Here is a 24555-nt window from a genome sequence, read left to right as displayed (position 1 = left end):
TTCCTTTACTCCATATAGTGGATTTCACATACAGGTTTTTTTATTTGTATATGACCCTTCCCTGGATATCGTTGATTCCAGACTTGCGGTAAAAATAGGTATTTACCCGGTCACGCCATTCACAGGCATTTTTATATTGTCTGCTGAGTCTTTCACTGACGCAGGAAAAAATATCAGGATCAATAAAATCGGCCAGTTCATGCCAGCGATGACAGAAACCTTCCACTTCCTCAACGCCTGCAAAATGGGTGTCGTAGATATGCTGAATAATCGACTTTCCGCTTTTCAGTCGGTGTTGATAAGGCAAATGATGAAAAAACAAAACCAGTTCATCAGGACAGCTGTCGACTGAATCATAAAGACGGCAGTTAGCTTCAGCATACTGACCGGTAAATCCGGTGCCTGTTGCCAGTGTGCGATCCACCCCCAGACCGTGGCGATCGGCATAGTGATAAGTTCCCCACAGATCATACTCGTAGCCATCCACATTGGGGCCGTAGTGATGATGAGGGTTAACCATCCAGCCGACTCCGAGCGGGGCGGTGTATTTTTCATAAGTGTCACCGCTGGTCAACAGCATCTCAGAGACGGTATCAACAACCTGGGGTGTTTTGCCCAGCGTCAGAATGCACCATTCCCGCGCCAGTTCTGAGGCAGGCCGCGTCGGACACCACAGCAGGTTACCATAGCCATACAGATTGGCCTGTGCCAGCGGATGGCCGGTCCAGTTAGCATCATCCCCAACGTTGACCACGGCGGTAATACCAGAATGCGCAACCTTGCGCCCTTTCCCGCTCATCAGTCCGGCAACGGTGGCATCGCTGGTGGTCAGGTGGGTGTTAAACGCCAGAATGGTTTGCCATTGCGGCACCAGCCAGAACAGGTCGATTTGTTGACCGGTGTACTCCTGGGTGATTTGCAGTTCCAGCACCTGGCTGGTGGCGGGCATTGCTCCCAGCAGAGGAGAAACAGGCTCACGGACCTGAAAATCCATCGGACCGTTTTTAATCTGTAAAATGACATTGGGATGAAACTGCCCATCCAGCGTGACAAAGTTATCGTAAGCGGCCCTGGCGCGATCCGTCTTCTTGTCGCGCCAGTCTTGCAGGCAGTTGTAGACAAAGCAGCGCCAGAACACCACTCCATCAAAGGGTGCCAGAGCCTCTGCCAGCATATTGGCACCATCGGCATGAGTGCGGCCATAGGTAAAAGGGCCTGGCCGGTGTTCAGAATCGGCTTTGACTACCACGCCACCCAGTTGAGGAATGTCCTGCCACAGGCTGGCAAAACAGTCACGCCACCAGTGGCGAACCTGGGGATCAAGCGGATCGGCGCTGCTGAGCCCGCCCAGTTCAATCGGGCTGGCATAATTAATGCTGATATGCAGGCTGATCCTCCACTGGCTGAACAGCATCGCCAGGCGCTTTAATGGCTGGCGAAAAGTTGGGGTGAGCAACTGTGTTTCATAATGGTGAACGTTGACATTGTTAATCGCGATAGCATTGATGCCGACACTGGCTAACAGTCTGGCCCAGGCATTCAGCCTGGCGTCATTATTTTCAATGAACTGATTATTATGAAAAAAAAGTGAGTGGCCGGCATAACCACGCTCAATCGAACCATCCATGTTATCCCAGTGGTTAATCATGCGAATCGGCATGGCCGGTGTTTCCTTAATCCGATCACCCGCCTTCAGGGTGTCAGTCATCAGCCGCTTAAGCAGATGGAACCAGCCATAAAGCAGCCCGCGTGCGGTGGATGCCTGCACCGTAATGGTTTCTCGGGTGGCTGCCAGGGTGAATCCTTCGCAATCCGCATCCGCATCCTGCTGCAATAAGAAACGTAATCTGGCATCGGAGCCATGCTGATCATCGGCAGAGGTAACGATAAAAGCGTGACTGATTTCTTTCCTCAGCGTTTGCAGCAGCGGATCATGACCTGCTGGCAGGGAGACAACGCTTATTTCACCCAAAAATGCGCTGAGCAAATGAGGGATATCTTCGGTTTCCGGTAACCAGGCACGGTGGCTTTGAGTCGCAATATCAGGGGCGTTGAATTCAGTCATCATCATTTCTCCTTTACGTCAGGTATATCACGCGATATAAATAATCCGATGTTATGTTTTTTTATTTCGGCTTTGTGTTTATTAACTTATGTGAGAGTGATCAAAGTGTTGATCAGAGGGCGGTATTAAATGTGATCGAAGTCGTCTTTGATATTTTAATATCAGGAAAGTAAAAAATTATAATCAGCCAGCATGGCTTCTTATTAAGAAAAAAAGAAAATTTAATAACGGTTACGCTTTTTGATGGCAGTAACAATGCATTCAATGAATTCTGCCAGTGAAGTCCAGGAAAATAACTGACTGAAATTGGGTCGACGAAGCGCGTTTTTAACGTTTCAGTCAATATGCCGTTCAGCAAGATGCAACTGATCAGACAAATCTGAGCGGAAATAAATTTTCTATCTGAAAATGCAACCTGATAATATCCTGCAGCTGTGGGCTATGGTTTTGACTGGCATGATGTCTGATTAAGAATTCGGTATTTTCTGCATGATTTTCTGTGTCTGCCCCCTTCTGCCATGACGAATCAGTGCTATGATCGGCACCGCGCAGCCCGGTTGACGACCAGGGTTGGTTTGGTGCCTGCTGAGAGCGCGCCATTCGGACAGCGTTCCGCCTCCTGGCGTTTAACTATCTGGAAAATTCATTCCATATTGCGCCGCATTTTATAGTGAAGATAAAGAGTCTGAGAGCAGAAATAATGAAGCAACCTGCACGTGCGCCCCACGGCAAAAAGCCGGCAGCAAAACGTAAAACGCGCGATCAAATTAACAGTGAGGCGCGCGATCGTAAGCGTGAAAAAAAACAGCGCGGTAACGCTTCCGGCAGCCGTGCGAATCCGGTCACGGCTGAAAACAAGTCTGGCCAGACCGCCAGAGCGAAAGATCCCCGGCATGGCAGTAAAAAGCCTGTTGCTCTCGGAGCAGACGTCGCCCCAGTAACCAAAGTGGCTAAACTTGGCAAAGCTATGCCTGCCACGGAAAAAGCGCCGCGTCTGACGCCAGAAGAAGAACTGGCGAAGCTGGAAAATGATCCACGACTGGATGCGTTACTGGATCGGCTGGAAAGCGGTGAAACGCTGAAATCGGAAGATCAGGCCTGGTTGGATCAAACCCTTGATCGTATTGACGTGCTGATGGAACAGCTGGGTATCGCACTGGATGATGACGTTGAGGATGAAGAGGCGGAAGAGGATATGTACCGTCTGCTGAAGGGCGCTAACTGAGTCTGACGGCAACAAAAATGATCGGGGTGCCATTATGGCACCTCGTCTGTTGAGGGTTCTCTGCTGATGAATTGGCCTGGATCAATTTACCTGCTGATTTTGCTCTGCGGGCTGCTCTGGATGTTGGTTAAGATAAAACGTCTGTCAGGGCTGAAAAAACGCCTGCGCAGAATGGCCGGTCATCCGTCAGCCAGACCGTCTGCTTTCCGCCGACGGTCGGCATCCAGAACTCTCAGAAGGAGTGAACCTCGTGGTGCAGACGATTGAATGGGATCAGGCGCTGATTGAGAAATACAATATCTCTGGTCCCCGTTACACCTCCTATCCTACCGCGTTGGAATTTCACGAAGATTACGATGAGCAGGCATTTTTTCAGGCCAGCCAGCGCTATCCCAATCGCCCGCTGTCTCTCTATATACATATCCCGTTCTGCCACCGGCTGTGCTATTTCTGCGGCTGTAACAAGCTGGTGACGCGACAACAACATAAAGCGGATGACTACCTTGAGGCGCTGGCGGTGGAGATCGTCTCCCGTGCCAGACTGTTTGGCAATCGCACCGTCACGCAGATGCACTGGGGCGGTGGCACGCCGACCTGGCTGAATAAATCGCAGATTACCCGGCTGACAACCTTGCTGCGCCAGCATTTTAACTTCAGCAATGATGCTGAAGTATCGATTGAAATTGATCCGAGAGAATTAGAACCGGATATGCTGGACCACCTGTGGTCGGTCGGCTTTAATCGCCTCAGCATGGGGGTACAGGACTTTAATAAGGATGTTCAGGAGAAGGTCAATCGCATTCAGGACGAAGCGGCGATTGTCGGGCTGATTGCGCGGGCCAGGCAACTGGGTTTTGTTTCTGTCAATCTGGACCTGATCTACGGTCTGCCGATGCAAACGCCGGAGAGCTTTGCGTTCACCCTGAAAAAGGTGATTGCGCTGATACCTGACCGCCTCAGCGTCTTTAACTATGCGCATATGCCTCATCTGTTCGCTGCCCAGCGAAAAATCAAAGAAGCCGACCTGCCTGATGCCGATCAGAAGCTGACCATTTTGCAACAGTCTGTCACCTCGCTTACCGCAGCGGGTTATCAGTTTATTGGCATGGATCACTTTGCCCGTCCTGATGATGAACTGGCGATTGCCCAGCGGGAAGGGCGGCTGCACCGTAATTTCCAGGGATATACCACCCAGGGCGGCAATGACCTTCTCGGCATGGGCGTTTCCGCAATCAGCATGGTGGGAGACAGCTATGCGCAGAATCAGAAGGTGTTAAAAAGCTGGCACGCAGCGCTGGAACGGCAGCAGAGCGCATTGTGGCGTGGGCTGCGTCTGACCGATGATGACTGTCTGCGGCGGGAAGTGATCAAAGCGTTGATGTGTAACTTTTCACTGAACTTCGCTGATTTTTCTCTCGGCGCACTGCATTTCACTGACTATTTTGCGCAGGATTTACTCCTGTTGCGCCCGTTTATAACCGACGGGCTGGTGGAAATCAGTGGAGACAGGTCTGCGTGTAACGACTAAAGGACGGCTGTTGGTCAGGAATATCTGCATGTGTTTTGATATTTATCTGCGGCAAAAAGCGCCTGTGCAGCAGTTTTCACGGGTTATCTGAACCGCCGCCGCCAGCGTCTCATTTCTGGCGGCTTCCGGCGGTAAAACAGCACCCGGCAATGCACCCAAATGAAGCAGTGAGGCACTAAGCGCGCATTATTCGCCGGTACTCCTTTTCTTATCCCGCATGACGGGCCACTTTTATCTGTGGCGCATCATTTGCATCTGTTTTCGTTGGGCACCGCCGCGTGCCCTGAACTCTTCACTTACCTGAAAGGAAAATTCATGAAAACAATGAGTGCGGGAGCATTTTACCGGACCGCTGCCTCTCTGCTGGTGGCGTTCGGCGTGGGAGCCAGTGCTGCACAGGTGCCAGCCGGGACACAGCTGGCGGCTGCGCAGGAAATCATCAGGGGAAATGGTACTGAGCCTGCCACGCTGGATGTGCAGCGGGCAGAGAGCAATGAAGCTTTTAACGTTATTAATGACCTGTTTGAAGGGCTGGTCAGCATCGGTGCGGACGGAAAACCCCGGCCCGGCCTGGCTTCTTCATGGGAAACGCAGGATAACATTACCTGGACCTTTCATCTGCGCCCCGGTCTGACCTGGTCAGATGGCAGTCCACTGACCGCACAGGACGTGGTGTTCAGCTGGCGCCGTCTGGCCGATCCGAAAACGGCCTCTCCTTACGCCTCCTTCGCTAACTACGCTCACATTAAGAATGCGGTAGAGGTCACAGGGGGGAAAGTCGCACCTGATCAACTGGGCATCACCGCCCCGGACGATCACACCGTTAAAGTGACACTTGACCAGCCTGTCTCCTATTTTCTTCAGTTTGTCGCGCACCCTTCACTGTTTCCGGTCAGCGAGCACAACGTTGAGAAGTTTGGTGACAGCTGGCCGCGTCCCGGCAATATGGTCAGCAGCGGCCCGTACAAGTTAGATCAGTGGGTGGTGAATGAAAAAATTGTGGTCAGTCGCAATGACCGCTATTGGGACAATGCGCATACGGTGATTAATCGTGCGACTTACCTGCCACTCAACGATGGTACGGCGGAACTGAACCGCTATCTGGCGGGTGAAATCAACATCACGGACACCATTACCTCCACTGATTTTCCACGGATGAAAAAAGAGAAACCGGCGGAGATCCACAGCACCCCGGTACTGAGCGTGTTTTATTACGAATTTAATAACCGGCGCGCGCCGTTCAATGATGTGCGGGTGCGACAGGCGCTGGATCTGGCCCTTGATAAGGGAGTCATCGCCAGCAAAGTGATGGGCAAAGGGCAGAAGCCTGCATGGACGGTTCTGCCACTTTCAATGGGTGGCATCACCTTAACGCCGCCGGAATGGGCAGGCTGGACGCAGGAAAAAAGAGTTGCAAAGGCGCAGGCCCTGTTGAAGCAGGCGGGCTACTCCTCTTCGCATCCGCTGCATTTCCGTCTGCTTTACAATACCTCGGACGATAATCGTCGCCTGGCTATTGCTGCGGCATCAATGTGGAAAAAAACGCTGGGCGCGCAGGTTGAACTGCAAAACCAGGAGTGGAAAACCATGCTGGATACCATGCACCAGGGGCAGTATGACCTGGTGCGTTACACCTGGATAGGAGACTACGATGAGCCTTCGACCTTCCTGAATACTTTCCGTAGTGGCGACAGCCAGAACACATCCATGTATGGCAGTGCCGCTTTTGACGCTGCTGTGAAGTCGGCGGGGTTAGCTTCAACACCAAAAGAAGCAGGGCAATACTACCAGAAGGCTAGTGATATCATCGCCGGGGATACGCCGGTCATCCCGGTTTTTTACGGGGTACAAAACCGGCTGGTTAAGCCTGAAGTGGGCGGGTTCGCGCCGTCAACCCTGGGCTTTTACTACCTGAAGGATCTTTATCTGCGCAAGTAAGTCGTAGCAGTATCTTTGCAGGCAGGGTGCCGGCATGACAAAGGAAGGCGACAGCAGCAAGCCTTTTCATGCCGGGCTTTTTCCATCCTCATCGCCAGATTGTTAACATGCGTCTTCGGGTGATGAAAGGCCCATCATTTTTATGAAATTACGGGTGGCAGTCCGTGTGCGACTTGCCCGGTCGGGCCGATTTGCATCACTGATTTCCAGCAGTATGTTGATAAAATCTGTCCCCATCAAATCGTCAAGAAAACGCGATACGGCAAGTCTGGTCTGTTCAGGCTCTTTACCGGCAAATTCAGGATGCAACGGCAGCAACGCCTCAAGATTAAGCTGCCAGCTGTGGACGAATCCCTCATAGGCTGCGCTGGCGAGTTGAGGAAAGCGGCGCGTTTCAACCATCACGGTGCGCATAATAGCGACGGTGTCGGGATGGGTAATCTTCTCCTGAAAGAGCGCGCCTGTTTCCTGCATAACCTGTTGCAGGGGCTTCTCCTGTATAGCCTGCTGGTACTGACCTCTCTTCTCTTCTGAGTAATCACAGGCACTCAAAATCACCGCATTAAACAATGCTTCTTTGCTGATGGCGTGGCGGTACAGTGTCATAATCGAGACGTTTGCCAAAGCGGCAATCTCTTCCATGCTGGAAGCCTCATACCCGACCTGAAGAAAAACGTCTTTTGCTGCGCTGATAATTGCAGCGCGCTTGCGTGCCATCAGTTTTGCCTTGGGATGATCGTCTGGCCACTCTTTCATTACGAAATTCCTCGCCTTTTAACGATAATATAGTCTATCGTATCTCTTGTTGCGATATGGTTGATTATCGTATTGTATCTTTTCAGGATGGTCCGCACCACCTGATGTCATTCACCGGTTCCCCGCAGCCCTGCGTCACGACAATGACCAGGTGTTGCACCTCCGAACTCTTTACAGGAAACAGTGCCATGATCCACGAACAGATAAATGCCACAGAAAAACAACCTCATAAGTTAATGAATATGTTGCTGTGGGGCGCTCAGCTGTTGATCTTTATTGCCTTTGTTATTTTCGGTGGCATGAAAATGCTGATGCCCGTCAGCCAGTTGGCCGCTATGTGGGTATGGCCGGGTCAGGTGCCGGTACATTTTCTGCGGGGGATGGGGCTGATTGATGCGCTTGGCGGAGCAGGGATTCTGCTGCCTGCTTTGTTGAAAATAAAACCGCAACTGTCAGTCTGGGCTGCGTCTGGCTGCACCTTGCTGCAAATTTGTGCCATTACCTTTCATATCTCACGCGGTGAGGCTGCCGTCACGCCGCTTAATTTTATCCTGCTGGCCTTGTGCGGTTTTATCTTGTGGGGGCGTCTACGGGTAGTCCCGTTTAGCAGATAAAAGTTGTTGCTGATAATGGGAAAGGGGAGTGCGGATTATCGCCACCGGCAATCTTTCTGCATCCCGGCAGAGGTGCAATAAGCGCAAGGCCGGATATCACCGGCCTTATTTCAACTGAACAGATTCATCATCAGGGCGCACATCACTGCTGCGATGGCGGTCTGTGGAGAATGTGCCCACGCCTGCGCTGTTTGCGTGATGAAATGAATGACAGATTCCAGCATAGTATTCCTCCCGGTAGCCGCTCAGAATGATACTGATTAGCACCGACGTGTAAAGCCGCTGAAGGTATAAAAAAAAGCAATGTGCCATATTTTTACACCTTCTGCTGGCTTACTCCATCCCCAGCTCTTTCAGTTTGCGGGTCAGGGTATTGCGTCCCCAGCCCAGCAGTCGGGCGGCTTCCTGTTTGTGTCCCTGAGTGTGGCGCAATGCTGTGGTCAGCAATGTTCGTTCCATTTCAGGCTGTGCTTCGGAAAGCAGATTTTGATGACCCGAACGCAATGCACGATCAGCCCACTGAGCCAGCAGCGTTGCCCAGCTGTCAGGTAAAGACTGTACCGGCGTGTCTGCCGTTGTCGTCTCAAAAAGTTCGCCTGGCAGATCCTGGATCAGCACTTCCTGACCCGCCGCCATTACGGTCAGCCAGCGGCAGGTATTTTCCAGCTGACGCACGTTACCAGACCAGTGCAGACGGGTAAGCGCCGTTTCCGTTTCCGGATGCAGGACTTTTGCTTCAACGCCCAGTTCACGTGCCGCAATCTGTAAAAAATAGCGCGCCAGCCGTGGAATATCCTCCCGCCGTTCACGTAGCGGCGGCAGGTGTACGCGGATCACATTCAGTCGATGAAACAGATCCTCACGGAACTTACCTTCCTGCACGCGCAGTTCCAGATTCTGGTGGGTGGCCGCAATAATGCGTACATCCACCTTGACGGGCGCATAGCCTCCAACGCGATAGAACTGACCATCAGCCAGTACGCGCAGTAAACGGGTCTGCACATCCAGTGGCATATCGCCGATTTCGTCCAGGAAGAGGGTGCCGCCATCCGCCTGTTCAAAACGTCCCTGACGGATCTGATTTGCTCCGGTAAATGCCCCTTTCTCATGACCAAAGAGCTCTGATTCAATCAGATCCTTGGGGATAGCGGCCATGTTCAGGGCGATAAATGGCGCTTTAGCCCGTGGGCTGTGACGGTGCAGGGCGTGGGCGACCAGCTCTTTACCCGTACCTGATTCACCATTGATCAGCACGCTGATAGAGGAACGGGAAAGACGGCCAATGATGCGGAAGACATCCTGCATCGCCGGGGCCTCACCGATGATGTCGGTGGTCGGGCCGCTGACCGGCTGATTACGTGGCTGTTGCTGTTCCTGATAGTGGCTGATGGCACGCTCTACCAGCGCGACGGCCTCATCAATATCAAAAGGTTTGGGCAGATAATCAAAAGCACCCTGCTGATAGGCGCTGACCGCCGCATCAAGATCGGAATGTGCCGTCATAATAATCACCGGCAACATGGGATGGCGTTGTTTAATCTGTTTGAGTAGCGCCAGCCCATCCATTCCAGGCATACGAATATCTGAAAGTAAAACGTCTGGGGTTTTGGTAGACAGGGCGTCCAGCACCTCGTTACCGCTGTCAAAAGTGGCACAGCTTAAACCGGCTCCAGTGAGCGCGCGTTCAAGCACCCAGCGGATGGAGCTATCGTCATCGACGATCCAAACTATCCCTCGTTGCATAGAAACCTCACTGGCGAATAGGCAAATAAACTGAAAATTCTGTGTGGCCAGGCCAACTACTGAACTCTATTTTTCCTGAGTGCTGATCGATCAGACTGCGGGCGATAGACAGGCCTAAACCGGTCCCCCCTTCACGGCCACTCACCATGGGATAAAACAGGGTGTCCTGTAGCTGAGCCGGAATGCCGGGGCCATCATCCTCAACATCAATGCGCGCCACCAGACGATAACGCACGCCGTGCAGCGTCAGCTGAAATGCCGTGCGGGTACGAAGCGTGATTGTGCCACCTTCTTCCCCCAACGCCTGAAGCGCATTACGGACAACATTCAGTAACACCTGTTCGATCTGATCCGGATCGTGCGGTAACTCTGGCAGACTGGGATCGTAATCCCGTACCAGCGTCACGTTGTCGGGCAGTTCCATCGATACCAGGTTAACCACACGCTCAGCGACCTGATGAATACTTTGTGTGACATGCATACCGGGCTGCTGTGGGCCAAGTAGCCTGTCCACCAGATTGCGCAGGCGGTCAGCCTGTTCAATAATCACCCTGGTATACTCGGTCAGAGAGGGATCGGGGAGCGCTTTTGCCAGCAACTGAGCGGCGCCCCGCAATCCTCCCAACGGATTTTTTATTTCATGAGCCAGACCCCGAACCAAATCGCGGGCTGCTACCTGCTGGGCATGTTGAATCTGCTCCTGGCTGAGACGACGCTGATTGTCCATCGGGGCCATTTCCAGCAGGATTAAGCCATCAGGCAGACGTTGCGCGGTCAGTGACATAATATGTGCGCGGCTGTCCACTACCAGGGTGACTTCACTATCGGTAAAGCCCTGACCAGCACTCAGACTCTCGCGCATGACGTCAATATTTAACGAAAAATATCCCATCAGCTCCGGCAAAGGCGTACCGAAAAGCTTGCGTGAGCTTTGAGCCAACAGCTGTTGTGCAGCAGGATTGGCGTAATGCACCACCAGTTCGCTGTCGACCAGCAAAATACTGTTAATCAGAGAGTTGAGAATCTGCCCAGCATCGGGCAGCGTGCCAGTTGCCATACAGTCTTCCCCTGCACCTTTTTAGTGCATTATAGCCTTTTAACCCAGATATCGTCGTCCCTGACGATGAATTCGCGGTGAAAAAAGCCCATCCGGAGATGGGCTGAAATTTCCACGGCAATAATTCCCGGCGATTTTCATACCACAGCGGTGCTGGCTTCCCTCTTTCTCCCAAATAAAACAGCAGACTACGTTATTTTGGGTTATTTCGGTTGCCGCCCTACCGCGACATCGCATTCACCAGGTTCAGACGTTTTAATCATACGCTGTAGTACAGTTCAAACTCAACCGGATGCGGAGTCATACGAACGCGGTCCAGCTCGGATTTACGCAGTTCGATGTAGGCATCAATGGTATCGTCAGTGAACACACCGCCACGGGTCAGGAACTCGCGGTCTTCGTTCAGCGCGTTCAGTGCTTCTTCCAGTGAACCGGCCACTTTTGGAATCTCAGCTTCTTCTTCCGGCGGCAGATCGTACAGGTTTTTGTCCATCGCATCGCCCGGATGGATTTTATTGATGATGCCGTCAAGGCCAGCCATCAGCAGTGCAGAGAAGCACAGGTAAGGGTTAGCCGCTGGATCCGGGAAGCGAGCTTCGATACGGCGGGCTTTCGGGCTGGCAACCACAGGAATACGAATAGACGCTGAACGGTTACGGGCAGAGTAAGCCAGCATGACCGGCGCTTCGTAGCCAGGAACCAGACGCTTGTAAGAGTTGGTGGTTGGGTTAGACAGAGCATTAATCGCTTTAGCATGCTTGATAACGCCGCCGATATAGAACAGCGCCGTTTCAGACAGGCCGCCGTATTTGTCGCCAGAGAACAGGTTGGTGCCGCCTTTGGACAGGGACATATGGCAGTGCATACCTGAACCGTTATCACCAAAGATAGGTTTTGGCATAAAGGTCGCGGTTTTGCCGTAAGCGTGGGCAATGTTGTGCACAACATATTTGTAGATCTGAATTTCGTCCGCTTTTTTGGTCATGGTGTTGAAGCGGGTTGCCACTTCGTTCTGACCTGCTGTCGCCACTTCATGGTGGTGAGCTTCAACGACCAGGCCCATCTGCTCCATGGTCAGACACATAGCAGAACGGATGTCCTGTGAAGAGTCGACCGGTGGAACCGGGAAGTAACCGCCTTTCAGACCCGGACGGTGACCTTTGTTACCGCCTTCGTATTCTTTACCGGTGTTCCAGGCGGCTTCAATATCATCGATAGCAACGTGGGAACCCGAGGTGGTTGCGCCAAAACGCACATCATCAAACAGGAAGAATTCTGGCTCTGGACCAAAAAGAACGGTATCTGCAATGCCGGATGAGCGCAGGAAGTCTTCCGCGCGTTTGGCGATGGAACGAGGGTCGCGATCGTAGCCCTGCATAGTGCCTGGCTCAAGGATGTCACAACGAATGATCAGCGTAGGATCTTCGAAGAAGGGATCCAGAACTGCGGTTGTTGCGTCAGGCATCAGAACCATGTCTGATTCGTTAATCCCTTTCCAGCCACCAATCGAAGAGCCGTCAAACATTTTGCCTTCTTCGAAGAAGTCAGCGTTAACCTGATGAGCAGGGATGGTAACGTGCTGCTCTTTACCCTTGGTATCGGTAAAACGCAGGTCAACAAATTTGACTTCATGCTCGTTCATCATCGACAGAACGTGTTCAGCGGACATACTTAACTCTCCTGGATTTTGTCATTGTCGTCGTGGTCAGATATCTTTGCGGCGCATCAGGTTTATTTTCTGGTGCAGTCATTCCAAAATAAAGCGTCCTGACCAGCCGGGACCTTCGTGAAACTGGCATTTTTGCTTACAAACATCAAAGCGAAATTTATGCCAACTTTCTAAACCGGCATAAAAAGCGCTATGATGCGCCCTCTGATGAATCGGAATCTGCACCATGATGGAAGTCGCGCACCATGATGGTGCTTATGGTTGCTGTCCTTGCGCTTTTATGGTGCATTTTTAGCGGCAGGTGCAATTGTTGCACTGTAAATGGCTAAAAAAGCAACCTGACAGCAATCTTTAATTGATATTTGTGATCCTGTTCAGTCCTTCGATTAATCCGTGTACAATAGCGCGCTATTTCTAATGCCTGAGGCAAAGCTGTGATCGAAAATTTGCGTAACATCGCCATTATTGCCCACGTTGACCACGGTAAAACTACCCTGGTTGATAAATTGCTACAGCAGTCCGGAACCTTTGACGCCCGCGCTGAAGCAACCGAACGCGTAATGGACTCCAACGATTTGGAGAAAGAGCGTGGGATTACCATCCTCGCAAAAAACACCGCCATTAAATGGAACGACTACCGCATCAATATCGTGGATACCCCAGGACACGCCGACTTCGGTGGTGAGGTAGAACGTGTGATGTCAATGGTTGACTCGGTGCTGCTGGTTGTGGATGCAATGGATGGCCCAATGCCGCAAACCCGCTTTGTGACCAAAAAAGCTTTTGCAAATGGTCTGAAGCCGATCGTGGTTATCAACAAAGTTGACCGGCCTGGTGCCCGCCCTGACTGGGTTGTGGATCAGGTATTCGACCTGTTTGTTAACCTGGACGCGACCGACGATCAGCTCGACTTCCCGGTTATTTACGCCTCTGCCCTGAACGGTATCGCGGGTCTTGACCACACCGATATGGCGGAAGACATGACCCCGCTGTATGAGGCCATCGTGAAGCACGTTTCTCCGCCACAGGTTGAGATGGCTGCGCCTTTCCAGATGCAGATTTCACAGCTGGACTATAACAACTATGTTGGTGTTATCGGTATCGGCCGCATCAAGCGTGGCAAAGTGAAGCCAAACCAGCAGGTGACCATCGTCGATAGCGAAGGCAAAACCCGTAACGGTAAAGTTGGCAAAGTGCTGACCCACCTCGGGCTGGAGCGTATTGATGCGACAGAAGCCGAAGCAGGCGACATCATTGCCATTACCGGTCTGGGCGAGCTGAACATCTCTGATACCATCTGTGATCCACAGAATGTGCAGGCGCTGCCAGCACTGAGCGTTGATGAACCAACGGTAACCATGTTCTTCAACGTCAACACCTCACCTTTCTGCGGTAAAGAAGGTAAGTTCGTGACCTCACGTCAGATCCTTGACCGTCTGAACAAAGAGCTGGTGCACAATGTGGCGCTGCGTGTGGAAGAAACGGCTGATGCCGATGCCTTCCGCGTTTCAGGTCGTGGTGAATTGCACCTGTCGGTACTGATCGAAAACATGCGCCGCGAAGGTTTCGAACTGGCGGTATCCCGTCCGAAAGTTATCTTCCGTGAATTCGAAGGCCGTAAACAGGAGCCATTCGAAAACGTGACGCTGGATATTGAAGAACAGCATCAGGGTGCAGTGATGCAGGCGATGGGTGAACGCAAAGCCGACATGAAAAACATGGACCCGGATGGTAAAGGTCGTGTGCGTCTTGACTACGTGGTGCCAAGCCGCGGCCTGATCGGCTTCCGTAACGAATTCATGACCATGACTTCCGGTACCGGGCTGCTCTACTCCACCTTCAGCCACTACGATGATGTTCGTCCGGGTGAAGTGGGCCAGCGTCAGAATGGCGTATTGATCTCAAACGGCCAGGGTAAAGCGGTGGCATTTGCGCTGTTTGGCCTTCAGGATCGCGGCAAACTGTTCCTTGGTCACGGTGCGGAAGTGTATGAAGGCCAGATTATCGGTATTCACAGCCGTTCTAACGACCTGACGGTAAACTGCCTGACCGGTAAGAAACTGACCAACATGCGTGCTTCTGGTACCGATGAGGCGACAACGCTGGTACCGGCCATCAAGATGACGCTTGAGCAGGCGATTGAGTTTATCGATGATGACGAACTGGTAGAAGTTACGCCACTTTCTGTCCGTATTCGTAAACGTCACCTGACCGAAAACGATCGTAAACGCGCCATGCGCGGTAGCAAAGACGTTTAATCTGACGCTGTTGCTGATACACAGGGCCGGAGATTTCCGGCCCTGTTTTTTTTCCTCTCTGAATCTGTCTTCCAGTTTTCAAATTCGCCACCTGTTCAGGCTTCCATTTTACCGCTAGAGTGAATAGCTCACCGGAACAAAAGGAGATGGCCATGCTGTATATCTTTGATTTAGGTAACGTCATTGTTGATATTGACTTCAACCGGGTGCTGGGCGTCTGGAGCGATCTGGGACGCGTGCCGTTAGCGACGCTGCAAAACCATTTCACTTTGGGGGAGAACATTCATCGCCATGAGCGTGGAGAAGTGAGCGATGAAGCCTTCGCTGAGCAGATTTGCGAAGAGCTGGGCCTGGCGCTGAGTTTTGAACAGTTTACCGCTGGCTGGCAGGCTATATTCGTTGGTGTTCGCCCGGAAGTCTTACAGATAATGCAAGCGCTGCGCGATAAAGGCGAGAGGGTGGTTATTCTCTCCAATACTAACCGTCTGCACTGTAGTTTCTGGCCTGGTGAATACCCGGAAGTCCAGAGCGCTGCGGATAAACTTTACCTTTCACAGGATATGGGCATGCGTAAGCCCGAAGCCCGCATTTACCAGCAGGTGCTTGATGAAGAAGGTTTCAGCGCCGACCAGACAATTTTCTTTGACGACAATCTGGAAAATATCGAGGGAGCACGGGCGCTTGGCATCCAGAGTATTCACGTTACGGATGCCAGTATCATCCCGGCGTTTTTTGCTGATAAGTTGTGATGTTTCGTCATCGTTACGCCAGTCAGCACCGCCTGCGGGCATTCTGGTCCTGGATCAGGTTGCTCTGGCAGCGCATTAATGAAGATGCCATGACCACGCTGGCAGGCAATCTGGCCTATGTCTCCCTGCTGTCGCTGGTCCCGCTGGTGGCCGTGGTATTTGCGCTGTTTGCTGCTTTCCCGGCATTTGCCACGGTCAGCGGGCAGCTGAAAACCTTTATCTTCAGCAATTTTGTTCCGGCATCGGGCACGGCAATTCAGCAGTATCTCGAGCAGTTTGTGGCTAACGTTAATAAGATGACGGCGGTAGGAGCCTGCGGCCTGGTAGTGACGTCATTGCTGCTGATGTACTCCATTGATACCGCGCTGAATACCATCTGGCGCAGTCAACGTAAACGCCCGCTGGTCTACTCCTTTGCCGTTTACTGGATGATCCTGACTCTGGGGCCATTGCTGGCTGGTGCCAGCCTGGCTATCAGCTCCTACCTGCTGTCACTGCGTTGGGCCTCAGTCAGTGGCGTCAGCTGGCTGATTGATTATGGGCTACGAATTTTTCCTCTGTTACTCTCCTGGCTGGCATTCTGGCTGCTTTACAGTATTGTTCCCACTCGTCAGGTGGCTGGACGGGATGCGCTGGTCGGCGCGCTGGTTGCCGGTTTATTGTTTGAGCTGGGGAAAAAAGCCTTTGCCCTCTATGTGACCATGTTCCCGTCATATCAGCTGATTTATGGTGTGCTGGCGGTTATTCCTATCCTGTTCCTGTGGATTTACTGGACCTGGTGTATTGTTTTGCTGGGTGCAGAGATTACCGCCTCTCTGGGGGACCACCGCCTGACACAACAAAATAAAGAAGACGAGGGGTCATGATTGCTTTAATTCAACGTGCGCTCAGCGCCAGCGTTAAGGTTGGCGGAGAAACCATCAGCGAAATCGGGCCGGGGTTGCTTATCTTACTGGGTGTGGAAAAAGGTGATGACCAGCAGAAAGCGCAGCGGCTGTCTGAGCGTGTGTTGGGTTACCGCATTTTCAGTGACGCTGACGGAAAAATGAATCTGAATGTCCGGCAGGCAGAAGGCAGCCTGCTGGTTGTGTCACAATTTACGCTGGCGGCCGACACTCAAAAGGGTCTGCGTCCCGGTTTTTCTCGCGGCGCAGACCCTGCGGACGCTGAGCGGTTGTATAACTATTTTGTGGAATGTTGCCGTCAAAAGGCGGTGACCACCCGGACCGGGCGCTTCGCCGCCGATATGCAGGTCGCACTGGTCAATGATGGCCCGGTCACCTTCTGGCTCCAGGTGTAAGCCAGCGGGTTGAACGGCACGGAAGCGAACCAGACTGAAAGAGAGAACCATTTTATGTATCACCTTCGGGTTCCTGAAACAGCGGAAGAGCTGGATACTTACTATCAGTTTCGCTGGGAAATGCTACGTAAGCCTCTTCATCAGCCAATGGGCTCTGAACGGGATGCGTGGGATGCGCTGGCTCATCATCAAATGGTGGTGGATGAACGTGGCGCTCCGGTCGCTGTAGGGCGACTTTACATTAATGCCGACAATGAGGCGGCAATCCGTTTTCTGGCCGTGCATCCCTCAGTTCAGGGGAAAGGCCTGGGGACGCTGGTGGCGATGACGCTGGAGTCTGTAGCGCGTCAGGAAGGGGTTAAACGCGTGGTCTGTAGCGCCCGGGAAGATGCGGTCGAGTTCTTTGCCAAGTTGGGTTATGTCAACGAAGGTGAGGTTACCGCGCCGCAAACCACGCCGGTACGCCATTTTTTGATGGTAAAGCCGGTTATTACCCTGGATGACATATTGCATCGTGCCGACTGGTGCGGTCAGTTGCAGCAGGCCTGGTACGAGAATATCCCTCTCAGTGAGAAAATGGGGGTACGCATCCAGCAATATACCGGGCAGAAATTCATTACCACGATGCCAGAAACCGGCAATCAGAATCCGCACCACACCCTGTTTGCCGGCAGCCTGTTTTCACTGGCCACACTGACGGGCTGGGGGCTTATCTGGCTGCTGTTGCGCGAGCGGCATCTGGGCGGCACGATTATTCTGGCGGATGCACATATCCGTTACAGTCATTCGATCAGCGGCAGGCCGGGCGCAATAGCCGATCTTGGTTCCCTGAGCGGTGATTTGGACAGGCTGGCGCGTGGTCGTAAGGCACGGGTGCAGTTGGAAGTCGAACTGCACGGTAATGATACCTGTGGGGCGGTGTTTAAGGGGGTATATCTGGTCCTGCCCGCCGACCCGGATGGCCCGCTGGAGCAGGGCGGATCCGGCGACTGACGAGAGGCGCTGGATCAGCGCCCTTTCTTTTTACGGCCCGGCTGGGTGAAGCGCTTGCGGGAAGTGCTGTTGCCAGCCGTTTTCTCACTGGTTTTCGGTCCGCCGTTGGCAGGTTTTTTTGCTGCTGTCGATTTGGGTTTTGCTTTTTTGGCCGCAGGTTCTTCAGAGGATGAGTTTTCCAGCAGTTTAAACAGTTCAATCAGCTCATCGTCGGTCAGGTCACGCCATTCACCCAGCGGCAGCCCCTTCAGATTGACGTTCATAATCCGTGTGCGTTCAAGCCGGGTCACTTCATAGCCAAAATGCTTACACATGCGGCGGATTTGCCGGTTCAGCCCCTGAACCAGGGTGATACGAAAGACATTCGGTGCTTCTTTTTTAACCTTACACTTTTTGGTGACCGTACCCAGCATCGGTACACCCGCGCCCATACCGGTAATGAACTCATCGGTAATCAGCTTGTTAACCGTAACCACGTACTCTTTTTCATGGTTATTCCCGGCCCGCAGGATCTTATTCACTAAATCGCCGTGATTAGTCAGAAAAATCAGACCCTGGGAATCCTTATCCAGCCGACCAATGGGGAATACGCGCTTGCTGTGGTTAACAAAATCGCTGATATTGTCCCGCTCACCCTCTTCCATGGTGGTAATAATGCCCACCGGCTTATTCAGGGCAATCAGCACTAAATCCTCTTCATCGCGTGGTTCAATTAGCTGACCATTTACTTTCACCACGTCGCCGGTATGCACCTGATCACCGACCGAGGCTCGCTTACCGTTAATGAAAACGTTGCCCTGTTCGATATACCGGTCAGCATCGCGGCGGGAACATATCCCGCTCTCGCTAATGTATTTATTGAGGCGTGTTGAAGAGTTGGTCTGCATGGCTTATCCGCAAATAGGCGGATGATACCTTTAAACAATCATTGCGCGCCAGCCACCTGACCACCAATCATGGTCTGCTGAACGGTTTTATCGCCAGCCGTGGCTGAGAGAGTGCCATTGACCGATGGCTTTAACGGCGCACCGTTTGCCAGACTTCCCTGAATTTTCAGCTGCACGTTACCCTTCCCCTCCAGTGGCAGCGTCGGCCATCCCCAGTCGTGCAACAGATTGACCGGCACTTCACGACCGTTAAGTGTTAAGGAGAGGGCACGCTGTGGCTGTTGAGAGAGTGTCGCCAGACTTTCCAGCATTCCGTCGTGGGTGAAGGCGCTCATTTCCGTAACGTTAATATTGCTGTCAGTGGCGTTGAGACTGATGGAAGGATGGCGCACATCGACGCGGTTGAAGGTTGCCTCTGCGGCGTTGAGACTCAGATTACCTGACCAGATGCCCCACTGATGATTACGCGCCATCAGCAGGTTGCTGCCATTGCCCTCCAGCGAGGTGAGCTGGAAGGGAAAATCCGGATTGATATCGATAATCAGATTACGATTTGCCGCAAACTTCGTTACCTGCACACTCTCCAGCCATTGCGGCAGGGTAGCCATCCAGTGCTCACGCCAGTTTTGTGGCAGTGTGTACTCCAGTCCGGCCACGGCCAGCTCATCGAGAGTGAGTTTTTTATCACTGCGCGTCCAGTGCCCGGATGTCCGGATTAAGCCGTTCACCCAACGTGAACTGAACTGGTTAAGCGCAACGCCTTCAGGAGAAAAAGTCAGATTAACGATAGGGTCGTTCAGTTGCAGGCTGCCATTAACAAAGGTGCTGGCATTCATCGACAGCGATCCCTCTTTGCTTTCCCATTTCCCTTCGCGGACGGTGATATTTTTCAACGCCAGATCGAGGTCGGTTATCGCCCAGTCTCTTCCTTCGAGACGGGCATCGGTCACCTCAATGCGATCAAAATGAGCCTCTGGCAACGAGAGTAAGGGAGCGAGGAAATCAGCAAGTGACTGTTCACTCTGAAGACGAATACTGTTTAATCGCAGACCAGACACCTGCCAGTGCCCCTCAGCATCCCGTTGTGCACTGGCGGTAACTGACCCCAGCGCCACATCGGCACCCAGATTGCTAATCAGCAGTTGATTATGACTGAGCTTCCCCTGCAACAGGACGTTGGTTGCCGCAATGTCTTTTACCTTCAGCGATCCGGCACTCATCTGGAAACTGGCATCCTTACCCATAAAATCACCCGGCTGTGGTCGCCACGGCAGAATACCGCCGTCAACCCGTTGAGCGCTGAATGGTAATTTGCTTTCAGGGCTATTAACAGCCATCTGATTCAGTTGCAGACGATCGGCAGAGAGAGGAAGAGGGTGGCTGTGGTCACTGGTATTAAGGATGCCGTTTTCCAGCCAGATACTGGAAAAATGCAGCGGTTCAGAAAACTGAAGGCTGCTGAGCCCCAGATCGACCTTCTTCGCCACCAACTGCGCAGGCTCTGTTTTAAGGCCGAAAACGACATCATCCAGAATAACGTGGCCCGGATCTGAAAAGTTATGTTCCAGTTTTGAGAACGCGAGCTGATAACGGCTGTGCTGACTGACGGTGCGGCTTAGCCAGCTGGCTCCCCACTGAGTTTGCAACAGCAGGTATATCGCAATCAGTGTCAGTAGCAACACCAGCGCGATGGTCAGCAAAACTTTTCCGATAAATTTCATTGCATCCGTCCCTTAGCATGTTCAGCGAAGGACTGTTATGCCTGATTTGTCATTGAAGCTCAACCGGCAGATGACGACGGCAGCCCACAGATTAACCGCCGTCATTGTCACAGAAGAGATTATTTTTCTTCCGGGAAGACCAGATTAAGAATGATCGCAGTAATCCCGCCTGCTGCGATGCCGGAAGAAAGCAGCGTCTTCAGCCATTCAGGCGCAAATTGCAGGATCAGCGGTTGTTGTGAAACACCCAGGCCCACGGCCAGTGACAGAGCAATAATCATTACTGCCCGGCGGTTCAATGGCTCGCGCGACACGATGCGCACACCTGAGGCAGCGATGGTGCCGAACATGACGATAGTGGCACCGCCCAGCACCGGCTCTGGAATATGCTGCACAAAACCGCTTACTGCCGGAAACAACCCCAGAACAATCAGCATCAGCGCGACAACAAAGCCAACGTAGCGACTGGCTACGCCGGTCAGTTGAATGACGCCGTTGTTCTGACCAAAGCATGAGTTAGGGAAGGTGTTAAACAGCGCGGAGACACAGGAGTTAAGACCATTAGCCAGCACGCCGCCTTTCAGTCGCCTCATATACAGCGGGCCACTCACCGGCTGCTCAGAGACATCGGACGTTGCGGTAATGTCGCCGATGGTTTCCAGAGAGGTGACCATAAAAACCAGCATAAGCGGGATCAGCAGATTCCAGTCAATACTCAAGCCGTAGTGAAACGGCACGGGCACCGCAATCAGCGTCTGGTCAGATGGCGTGGTATTTTCCGGCAGCATCCCCATCAGCCAGGCCAGTAAATAGCCGACTGCCATGGCAATCACCAGTGAGGCCACGCGCAGATAAGGATTTTTCTGGCGGTTGAGCAGGATAATCACCAACAATACAGCGCCTGCCAGCAACAGATTTTTGGGGGCACCGAAGGTGTGATTGCTCATCGCAGCAAAACCTCCACCAATTGAGGTCAGGCCAACCTGAATCAGCGAAAGGCCAATAATCATCACCACAATGCCCGAAACCAGTGGTGTAATGACGCGGCGGGCCAGGTGTAGAAAACGGGATAGCAGCATCTCGGTACAGGAAGCCAGCATCAGCGTACCAAAGAGTGCGGACATCATCGTCTTTAGATCGGCTCCGCCATTCTTCAGGGCCATCCCTCCCATAATCAGCGGCGTCACAAAGTTGAAACTGGTGCCCTGAATCGATAATAAGCCGGAGCCGACGGGACCCCAGGTCTTAATCTGTAAAACGGAAGCCAGTCCTGAAGCAAACAGCGACATGCTGATGATGTGCTGAGTATCCTGGGCAGGTAGCCCCAGCGCCTGACAGATAAGCAGTGCCGGAGTGATGACGGCGACAAACATAGCCAGTAAATGCTGACAGGCAGCAAATAAAGTTTGCGGCAAAGGCGGTCTGTCTTCCAGTTGGTAAATCAGCTCGTTTTTTTAACTGAAACAACAGATGGTGGGATATCAGCTTCAGGGGTGTTGATCGACATTCGCACTGTTCTCTGATGAACAAAGAAACGATTTTAATGGTGTACAAAGTAAAAGCAAACGATTGCTGTGACATATGTCTCATTAAGTCTGGTCAGAGAGTGATGCGGGGCGAAGTACAATGCCAGCGAGGTAACAGACAGCGGTAACCTCGCTGCATTCACATTGAAAGCAACGTAAAACAGTGTCGGTATTATTTTTTCACAAAGCGGGATGCGGTATTGAAGGCAGCTTTACAGCTCAGAAAAAATGCATTCTGTAGAGAATACCCAAAGCATAATAGGCAGATATACTGTTAAGTCGCATGATGAAGAATTTCACTTTTTCATTTCTGTTGAGCAGGTTAAAAATACCTTTTGGATATTTTCTTTTTTTCAGATTTTTTATCTCTGCGAGAATTCCCGATTGTGGAAAAGAAGAATAATACATCGAGGTGACAATCTGCATATCCAGTGCCAGCATTCGCCGGGAAATGCCTTTCATAAAATATTTAAGATTGCTGTTTTTGTATTTCTTTATGATCGCATCATAGGTATCTGCCAGATGTTTCTTACGTAGCAGCAACTCGTCGTGACTCACTCGCTTTTTCGAGAGGGATCCAGAGAGATTCTCATAATGATATGAGGAGCTACTGATGACCAGCAAGTTATTAACGTGGCAGATATAGCGCAGGTTAAACAGCAGGTCTTCGCTCATCGAAACGCCTTCCTGAAAACACATCCCCGAATCATCGATGATTTTTTTTCTGTAGCACTTGTTGTGTAAGTAGCCGATATTATCGGTAACCTCCAGTTCGCCTATTATTTCAGGAATATCCTCTGCGCTGAAAAAGCCATATTGAGTAACAGGCTTGATTCGTTCGTCTCTGAGGTTGCCAATAATAAAATCCACTGAGTTATCTTTAAAGCTGTTCAGGTTTTCCTTAAAGATAAGCAAGAAGTTATCATCAACCCAGTCATCGGAATCGAGGAAGATAACGTATTCACCTACACAGTTTTTTAAACCTGTATTTCTTGCTGAACTCACGCCGCCATTAGCCTGAGGGATGACCTTTATTTGCTTATGGCCATTAAATTCCTCAAGAATAGTCGCGCTTTTGTCTGTACTACCATCATTAACAATAACAACCTCATAGTTAGTGTAACTCTGATTAAGTACACTGAGCAGGGTCCGATGGATTGTATTCTGAGCGTTATAAACAGGAATAACTATACTGAACATAATTTTTTCATTCATGTTGAATCCACTTTTATTCTCTGGAGTGTTTAAGATCGTAAAAAAGTAACCATAATTTTTTCGGGTTGATAAAGACTTTATGAATGGTGATGACGGGTTGAGCAGAAAAGAAGTAATTGAGGACAGAGAAAGAGCAGAACTCAGTAATAATTACGCTAAGTGCTGCACCATTCAGTCCGAACAAGGGTACAAACAGTGCTGAAGATACAAGGCAGATAACCAGAACAAAGAAGGTTTTCTTAACCAGAAAACGGTATCCATTATACTTGATAATAAATCTGTCCATGATACTGCTAAAGATGGCGAACATCGCACCAAAGCTCAGATATAAGGTTGGTTTAACCGCATCAAGATAAGCCGGGCCATAAAAATAATTGATAAATGGTCCCGCGAGCAGATGGATGCTCAGAATGATAATGGCGGAAACGCCAAGAACCATCAGATGCAGCCTTTGGATCCTGATGATGGTTTTTTCAGGATCTTTCTCCGAAAAAAAAGAGGGGTAGAAAGAGGCCAGCAATGCATAAGGCAAAAATGTCCAGGCTGTTGATAATGTCAATGCGACAGAAAATATCCCGGCTTCTTTTACCCCAAGAAAATATGACACGCTGATTTGATTAAATCGGGTATATAAAGAGACGGCGATAATGGAAAAAATCAGCGTACCACCTGAAGCCATCATATACCTGGAGTATTTTTTTACATGTTTTGCTCCTGGTACAGATGTTTCGCCATGTCGTAACATGAACCAGATTGTTTTAATCAGGAAGGGGACAGCGGTAACTAACACAATCGGAATCGACAGGTATTGAGGATCCAGTTCAAGGTAAGAAATGATATACCGGCATGACAGACTGATGAGCAAACCCGTAACGTTAGCGATAACGTTAAGCCTGGCGTTTAAGGTAGCCTCATTGTAGACATTGACTAAATCGATGGCTGAAAAAAGGCAGGCTATCGCGGCTGCAAAAATAAAGACCAGAGCATCTGATGTCATATGCTCTTTCATTACCACCATGCCAATAATGGAAAGAATAAGATAGGTAGTCAACACCAGGAAAAATGTCGACAGCATAAGTTTTATGCCTGAATTCCTGTTTCTTGAAATCCTTTTAAGTAAAATGACATCGCTACCCATAATGGAAACTGACTGGATAAACTGGAACACAAGCATAGATATTGACATAATGCCAAATATTTCAGGTCCAACATATTTGGCCACGAAGGATGTGACAAAAATCAGACCGAATATGCCGATAATTTTCTCAGAAATCATCCATAATGAATTTTTTATTTTATCTTTCATCAATT

At 51.2% G+C, this 24555-nt stretch carries 19 protein-coding genes and 1 pseudogene; 9 read left to right on the top strand and 11 right to left on the bottom strand.

Going from position 1 to position 24555, the window contains the following annotated elements; genetic code table 11:
* Nucleotides 1-40: 40 nt before the first annotated feature.
* Nucleotides 41-2068 (bottom strand): glycoside hydrolase family 20 zincin-like fold domain-containing protein, encoded by a 2028-nt coding sequence (locus AC3RPL_RS18510; protein WP_490741094.1) that lies wholly within the window; start codon nucleotides 2066-2068, stop codon nucleotides 41-43.
* Between the two features lie 697 nt (nucleotides 2069-2765).
* Here AC3RPL_RS18510 and yihI point away from each other — a divergent pair.
* The 3 genes and pseudogenes from yihI to AC3RPL_RS18495 all read left to right on the top strand — a co-directional run bounded on the left by yihI (nucleotide 2766) and on the right by AC3RPL_RS18495 (nucleotide 6756).
* Nucleotides 2766-3290: a Der GTPase-activating protein YihI gene (gene yihI / locus AC3RPL_RS18505; RefSeq protein ID WP_490741093.1), complete on the top strand. Its 525-nt coding sequence runs from the start codon at nucleotides 2766-2768 to the stop codon at nucleotides 3288-3290.
* Between the two features lie 250 nt (nucleotides 3291-3540).
* Nucleotides 3541-4909: pseudogene (gene hemN, locus AC3RPL_RS18500) on the top strand (oxygen-independent coproporphyrinogen III oxidase).
* A 233-nt stretch (nucleotides 4910-5142) separates the two neighbouring features.
* A complete protein-coding gene (locus tag AC3RPL_RS18495) occupies nucleotides 5143-6756 on the top strand; it encodes a peptide ABC transporter substrate-binding protein (RefSeq protein WP_490742090.1) in 1614 nt (537 codons plus the stop codon).
* A gap of 102 nt (nucleotides 6757-6858) precedes the next feature.
* On the opposite strand, the gene AC3RPL_RS18490 is transcribed toward AC3RPL_RS18495, so the two are convergent.
* Nucleotides 6859-7512: a TetR/AcrR family transcriptional regulator gene (locus AC3RPL_RS18490; RefSeq protein WP_490741092.1), complete on the bottom strand. Its 654-nt coding sequence runs from the start codon at nucleotides 7510-7512 to the stop codon at nucleotides 6859-6861.
* A gap of 188 nt (nucleotides 7513-7700) precedes the next feature.
* Between AC3RPL_RS18490 and AC3RPL_RS18485 the strand changes: the two genes are divergently transcribed.
* Nucleotides 7701-8126 (top strand): DoxX family protein, encoded by a 426-nt coding sequence (locus AC3RPL_RS18485; protein WP_261642932.1) that lies wholly within the window; start codon nucleotides 7701-7703, stop codon nucleotides 8124-8126.
* Nucleotides 8127-8236: 110 nt separating this feature from the next.
* Here AC3RPL_RS18485 and AC3RPL_RS18480 read toward each other — a convergent pair whose 3' ends face one another.
* From AC3RPL_RS18480 to glnA, 4 genes are all read right to left on the bottom strand, one after another.
* Nucleotides 8237-8350: a YshB family small membrane protein gene (locus AC3RPL_RS18480; RefSeq protein ID WP_152542846.1), complete on the bottom strand. Its 114-nt coding sequence runs from the start codon at nucleotides 8348-8350 to the stop codon at nucleotides 8237-8239.
* A gap of 109 nt (nucleotides 8351-8459) precedes the next feature.
* On the bottom strand, nucleotides 8460-9869 hold the full coding sequence (glnG, locus tag AC3RPL_RS18475; protein ID WP_034940527.1) for a nitrogen regulation protein NR(I): 1410 nt from the start codon (nucleotides 9867-9869) through the stop codon (nucleotides 8460-8462).
* A gap of 7 nt (nucleotides 9870-9876) precedes the next feature.
* Nucleotides 9877-10926, bottom strand: a complete 1050-nt coding sequence (gene glnL, locus AC3RPL_RS18470) for a nitrogen regulation protein NR(II) (RefSeq protein ID WP_034940529.1) — start codon at nucleotides 10924-10926, stop codon at nucleotides 9877-9879.
* Nucleotides 10927-11185: 259 nt separating this feature from the next.
* Entirely contained in the window at nucleotides 11186-12595 is a 1410-nt protein-coding gene (gene glnA / locus AC3RPL_RS18465; RefSeq protein ID WP_034940531.1) for a glutamate--ammonia ligase, read from the bottom strand.
* Between the two features lie 434 nt (nucleotides 12596-13029).
* Here glnA and typA point away from each other — a divergent pair, with 434 nt between their 5' ends.
* The 5 genes from typA to fabY all read left to right on the top strand — a co-directional run bounded on the left by typA (nucleotide 13030) and on the right by fabY (nucleotide 17895).
* Nucleotides 13030-14853, top strand: a complete 1824-nt coding sequence (typA, locus tag AC3RPL_RS18460; RefSeq protein WP_034940533.1) for a ribosome-dependent GTPase TypA — start codon at nucleotides 13030-13032, stop codon at nucleotides 14851-14853.
* A gap of 152 nt (nucleotides 14854-15005) precedes the next feature.
* Nucleotides 15006-15602, top strand: a complete 597-nt coding sequence (yihX, locus tag AC3RPL_RS18455; RefSeq protein ID WP_490741091.1) for a glucose-1-phosphatase — start codon at nucleotides 15006-15008, stop codon at nucleotides 15600-15602.
* Entirely contained in the window at nucleotides 15602-16468 is an 867-nt protein-coding gene (locus tag AC3RPL_RS18450) for a virulence factor BrkB family protein (RefSeq protein ID WP_034940536.1), read from the top strand. The genes yihX and AC3RPL_RS18450 overlap by 1 nt, the downstream gene beginning before the upstream one ends.
* Nucleotides 16465-16902: a D-aminoacyl-tRNA deacylase gene (gene dtd / locus AC3RPL_RS18445; RefSeq protein WP_490741090.1), complete on the top strand. Its 438-nt coding sequence runs from the start codon at nucleotides 16465-16467 to the stop codon at nucleotides 16900-16902. The genes AC3RPL_RS18450 and dtd overlap by 4 nt, the downstream gene beginning before the upstream one ends.
* 54 nt (nucleotides 16903-16956) lie before the next feature.
* The gene (gene fabY / locus AC3RPL_RS18440) at nucleotides 16957-17895 is read left to right on the top strand and encodes a fatty acid biosynthesis protein FabY (RefSeq protein ID WP_490741089.1); all 939 of its coding nucleotides are present in this window, start codon (nucleotides 16957-16959) and stop codon (nucleotides 17893-17895) included.
* A gap of 14 nt (nucleotides 17896-17909) precedes the next feature.
* Here the strand turns inward: fabY and rluF are convergent, their stop codons facing one another.
* From rluF to AC3RPL_RS18415, 5 genes are all read right to left on the bottom strand, one after another.
* Nucleotides 17910-18782: a 23S rRNA pseudouridine(2604) synthase RluF gene (gene rluF / locus AC3RPL_RS18435; RefSeq protein WP_490741088.1), complete on the bottom strand. Its 873-nt coding sequence runs from the start codon at nucleotides 18780-18782 to the stop codon at nucleotides 17910-17912.
* 38 nt (nucleotides 18783-18820) lie between these two features.
* Nucleotides 18821-20503: an AsmA family protein gene (locus tag AC3RPL_RS18430; RefSeq protein ID WP_490741087.1), complete on the bottom strand. Its 1683-nt coding sequence runs from the start codon at nucleotides 20501-20503 to the stop codon at nucleotides 18821-18823.
* A 119-nt stretch (nucleotides 20504-20622) separates the two neighbouring features.
* Nucleotides 20623-21948, bottom strand: coding sequence for a nucleobase:cation symporter-2 family protein (locus AC3RPL_RS18425; RefSeq protein WP_490742089.1), 1326 nt, complete (start codon nucleotides 21946-21948; stop codon nucleotides 20623-20625).
* Between the two features lie 300 nt (nucleotides 21949-22248).
* The gene (locus tag AC3RPL_RS18420; RefSeq protein WP_490741086.1) at nucleotides 22249-23244 is read right to left on the bottom strand and encodes a glycosyltransferase family 2 protein; all 996 of its coding nucleotides are present in this window, start codon (nucleotides 23242-23244) and stop codon (nucleotides 22249-22251) included.
* A 13-nt stretch (nucleotides 23245-23257) separates the two neighbouring features.
* Nucleotides 23258-24550: an oligosaccharide flippase family protein gene (locus AC3RPL_RS18415; RefSeq protein WP_034940550.1), complete on the bottom strand. Its 1293-nt coding sequence runs from the start codon at nucleotides 24548-24550 to the stop codon at nucleotides 23258-23260.
* Between the last annotated feature and the right edge of the window lie 5 nt (nucleotides 24551-24555).

Source organism: Erwinia papayae, from assembly GCF_058241465.1.
This window is presented reverse-complemented; position numbering and strand designations above follow the sequence as displayed.

Coding starts and splice junctions, on each gene's coding strand:
- AC3RPL_RS18510 (WP_490741094.1), bottom strand. CDS start 2,068: ATGATGACTGAATTCAACGCCCCTGATATTGCGACTCAAAGCCACCGT.
- yihI (WP_490741093.1), top strand. CDS start 2,766: ATGAAGCAACCTGCACGTGCGCCCCACGGCAAAAAGCCGGCAGCAAAA.
- AC3RPL_RS18495 (WP_490742090.1), top strand. CDS start 5,143: ATGAGTGCGGGAGCATTTTACCGGACCGCTGCCTCTCTGCTGGTGGCG.
- AC3RPL_RS18490 (WP_490741092.1), bottom strand. CDS start 7,512: ATGAAAGAGTGGCCAGACGATCATCCCAAGGCAAAACTGATGGCACGC.
- AC3RPL_RS18485 (WP_261642932.1), top strand. CDS start 7,701: ATGATCCACGAACAGATAAATGCCACAGAAAAACAACCTCATAAGTTA.
- AC3RPL_RS18480 (WP_152542846.1), bottom strand. CDS start 8,350: ATGCTGGAATCTGTCATTCATTTCATCACGCAAACAGCGCAGGCGTGG.
- glnG (WP_034940527.1), bottom strand. CDS start 9,869: ATGCAACGAGGGATAGTTTGGATCGTCGATGACGATAGCTCCATCCGC.
- glnL (WP_034940529.1), bottom strand. CDS start 10,926: ATGGCAACTGGCACGCTGCCCGATGCTGGGCAGATTCTCAACTCTCTG.
- glnA (WP_034940531.1), bottom strand. CDS start 12,595: ATGTCCGCTGAACACGTTCTGTCGATGATGAACGAGCATGAAGTCAAA.
- yihX (WP_490741091.1), top strand. CDS start 15,006: ATGCTGTATATCTTTGATTTAGGTAACGTCATTGTTGATATTGACTTC.
- AC3RPL_RS18450 (WP_034940536.1), top strand. CDS start 15,602: ATGTTTCGTCATCGTTACGCCAGTCAGCACCGCCTGCGGGCATTCTGG.
- dtd (WP_490741090.1), top strand. CDS start 16,465: ATGATTGCTTTAATTCAACGTGCGCTCAGCGCCAGCGTTAAGGTTGGC.
- fabY (WP_490741089.1), top strand. CDS start 16,957: ATGTATCACCTTCGGGTTCCTGAAACAGCGGAAGAGCTGGATACTTAC.
- rluF (WP_490741088.1), bottom strand. CDS start 18,782: ATGCAGACCAACTCTTCAACACGCCTCAATAAATACATTAGCGAGAGC.
- AC3RPL_RS18430 (WP_490741087.1), bottom strand. CDS start 20,503: ATGAAATTTATCGGAAAAGTTTTGCTGACCATCGCGCTGGTGTTGCTA.
- AC3RPL_RS18420 (WP_490741086.1), bottom strand. CDS start 23,244: ATGAATGAAAAAATTATGTTCAGTATAGTTATTCCTGTTTATAACGCT.
- AC3RPL_RS18415 (WP_034940550.1), bottom strand. CDS start 24,550: ATGAAAGATAAAATAAAAAATTCATTATGGATGATTTCTGAGAAAATT.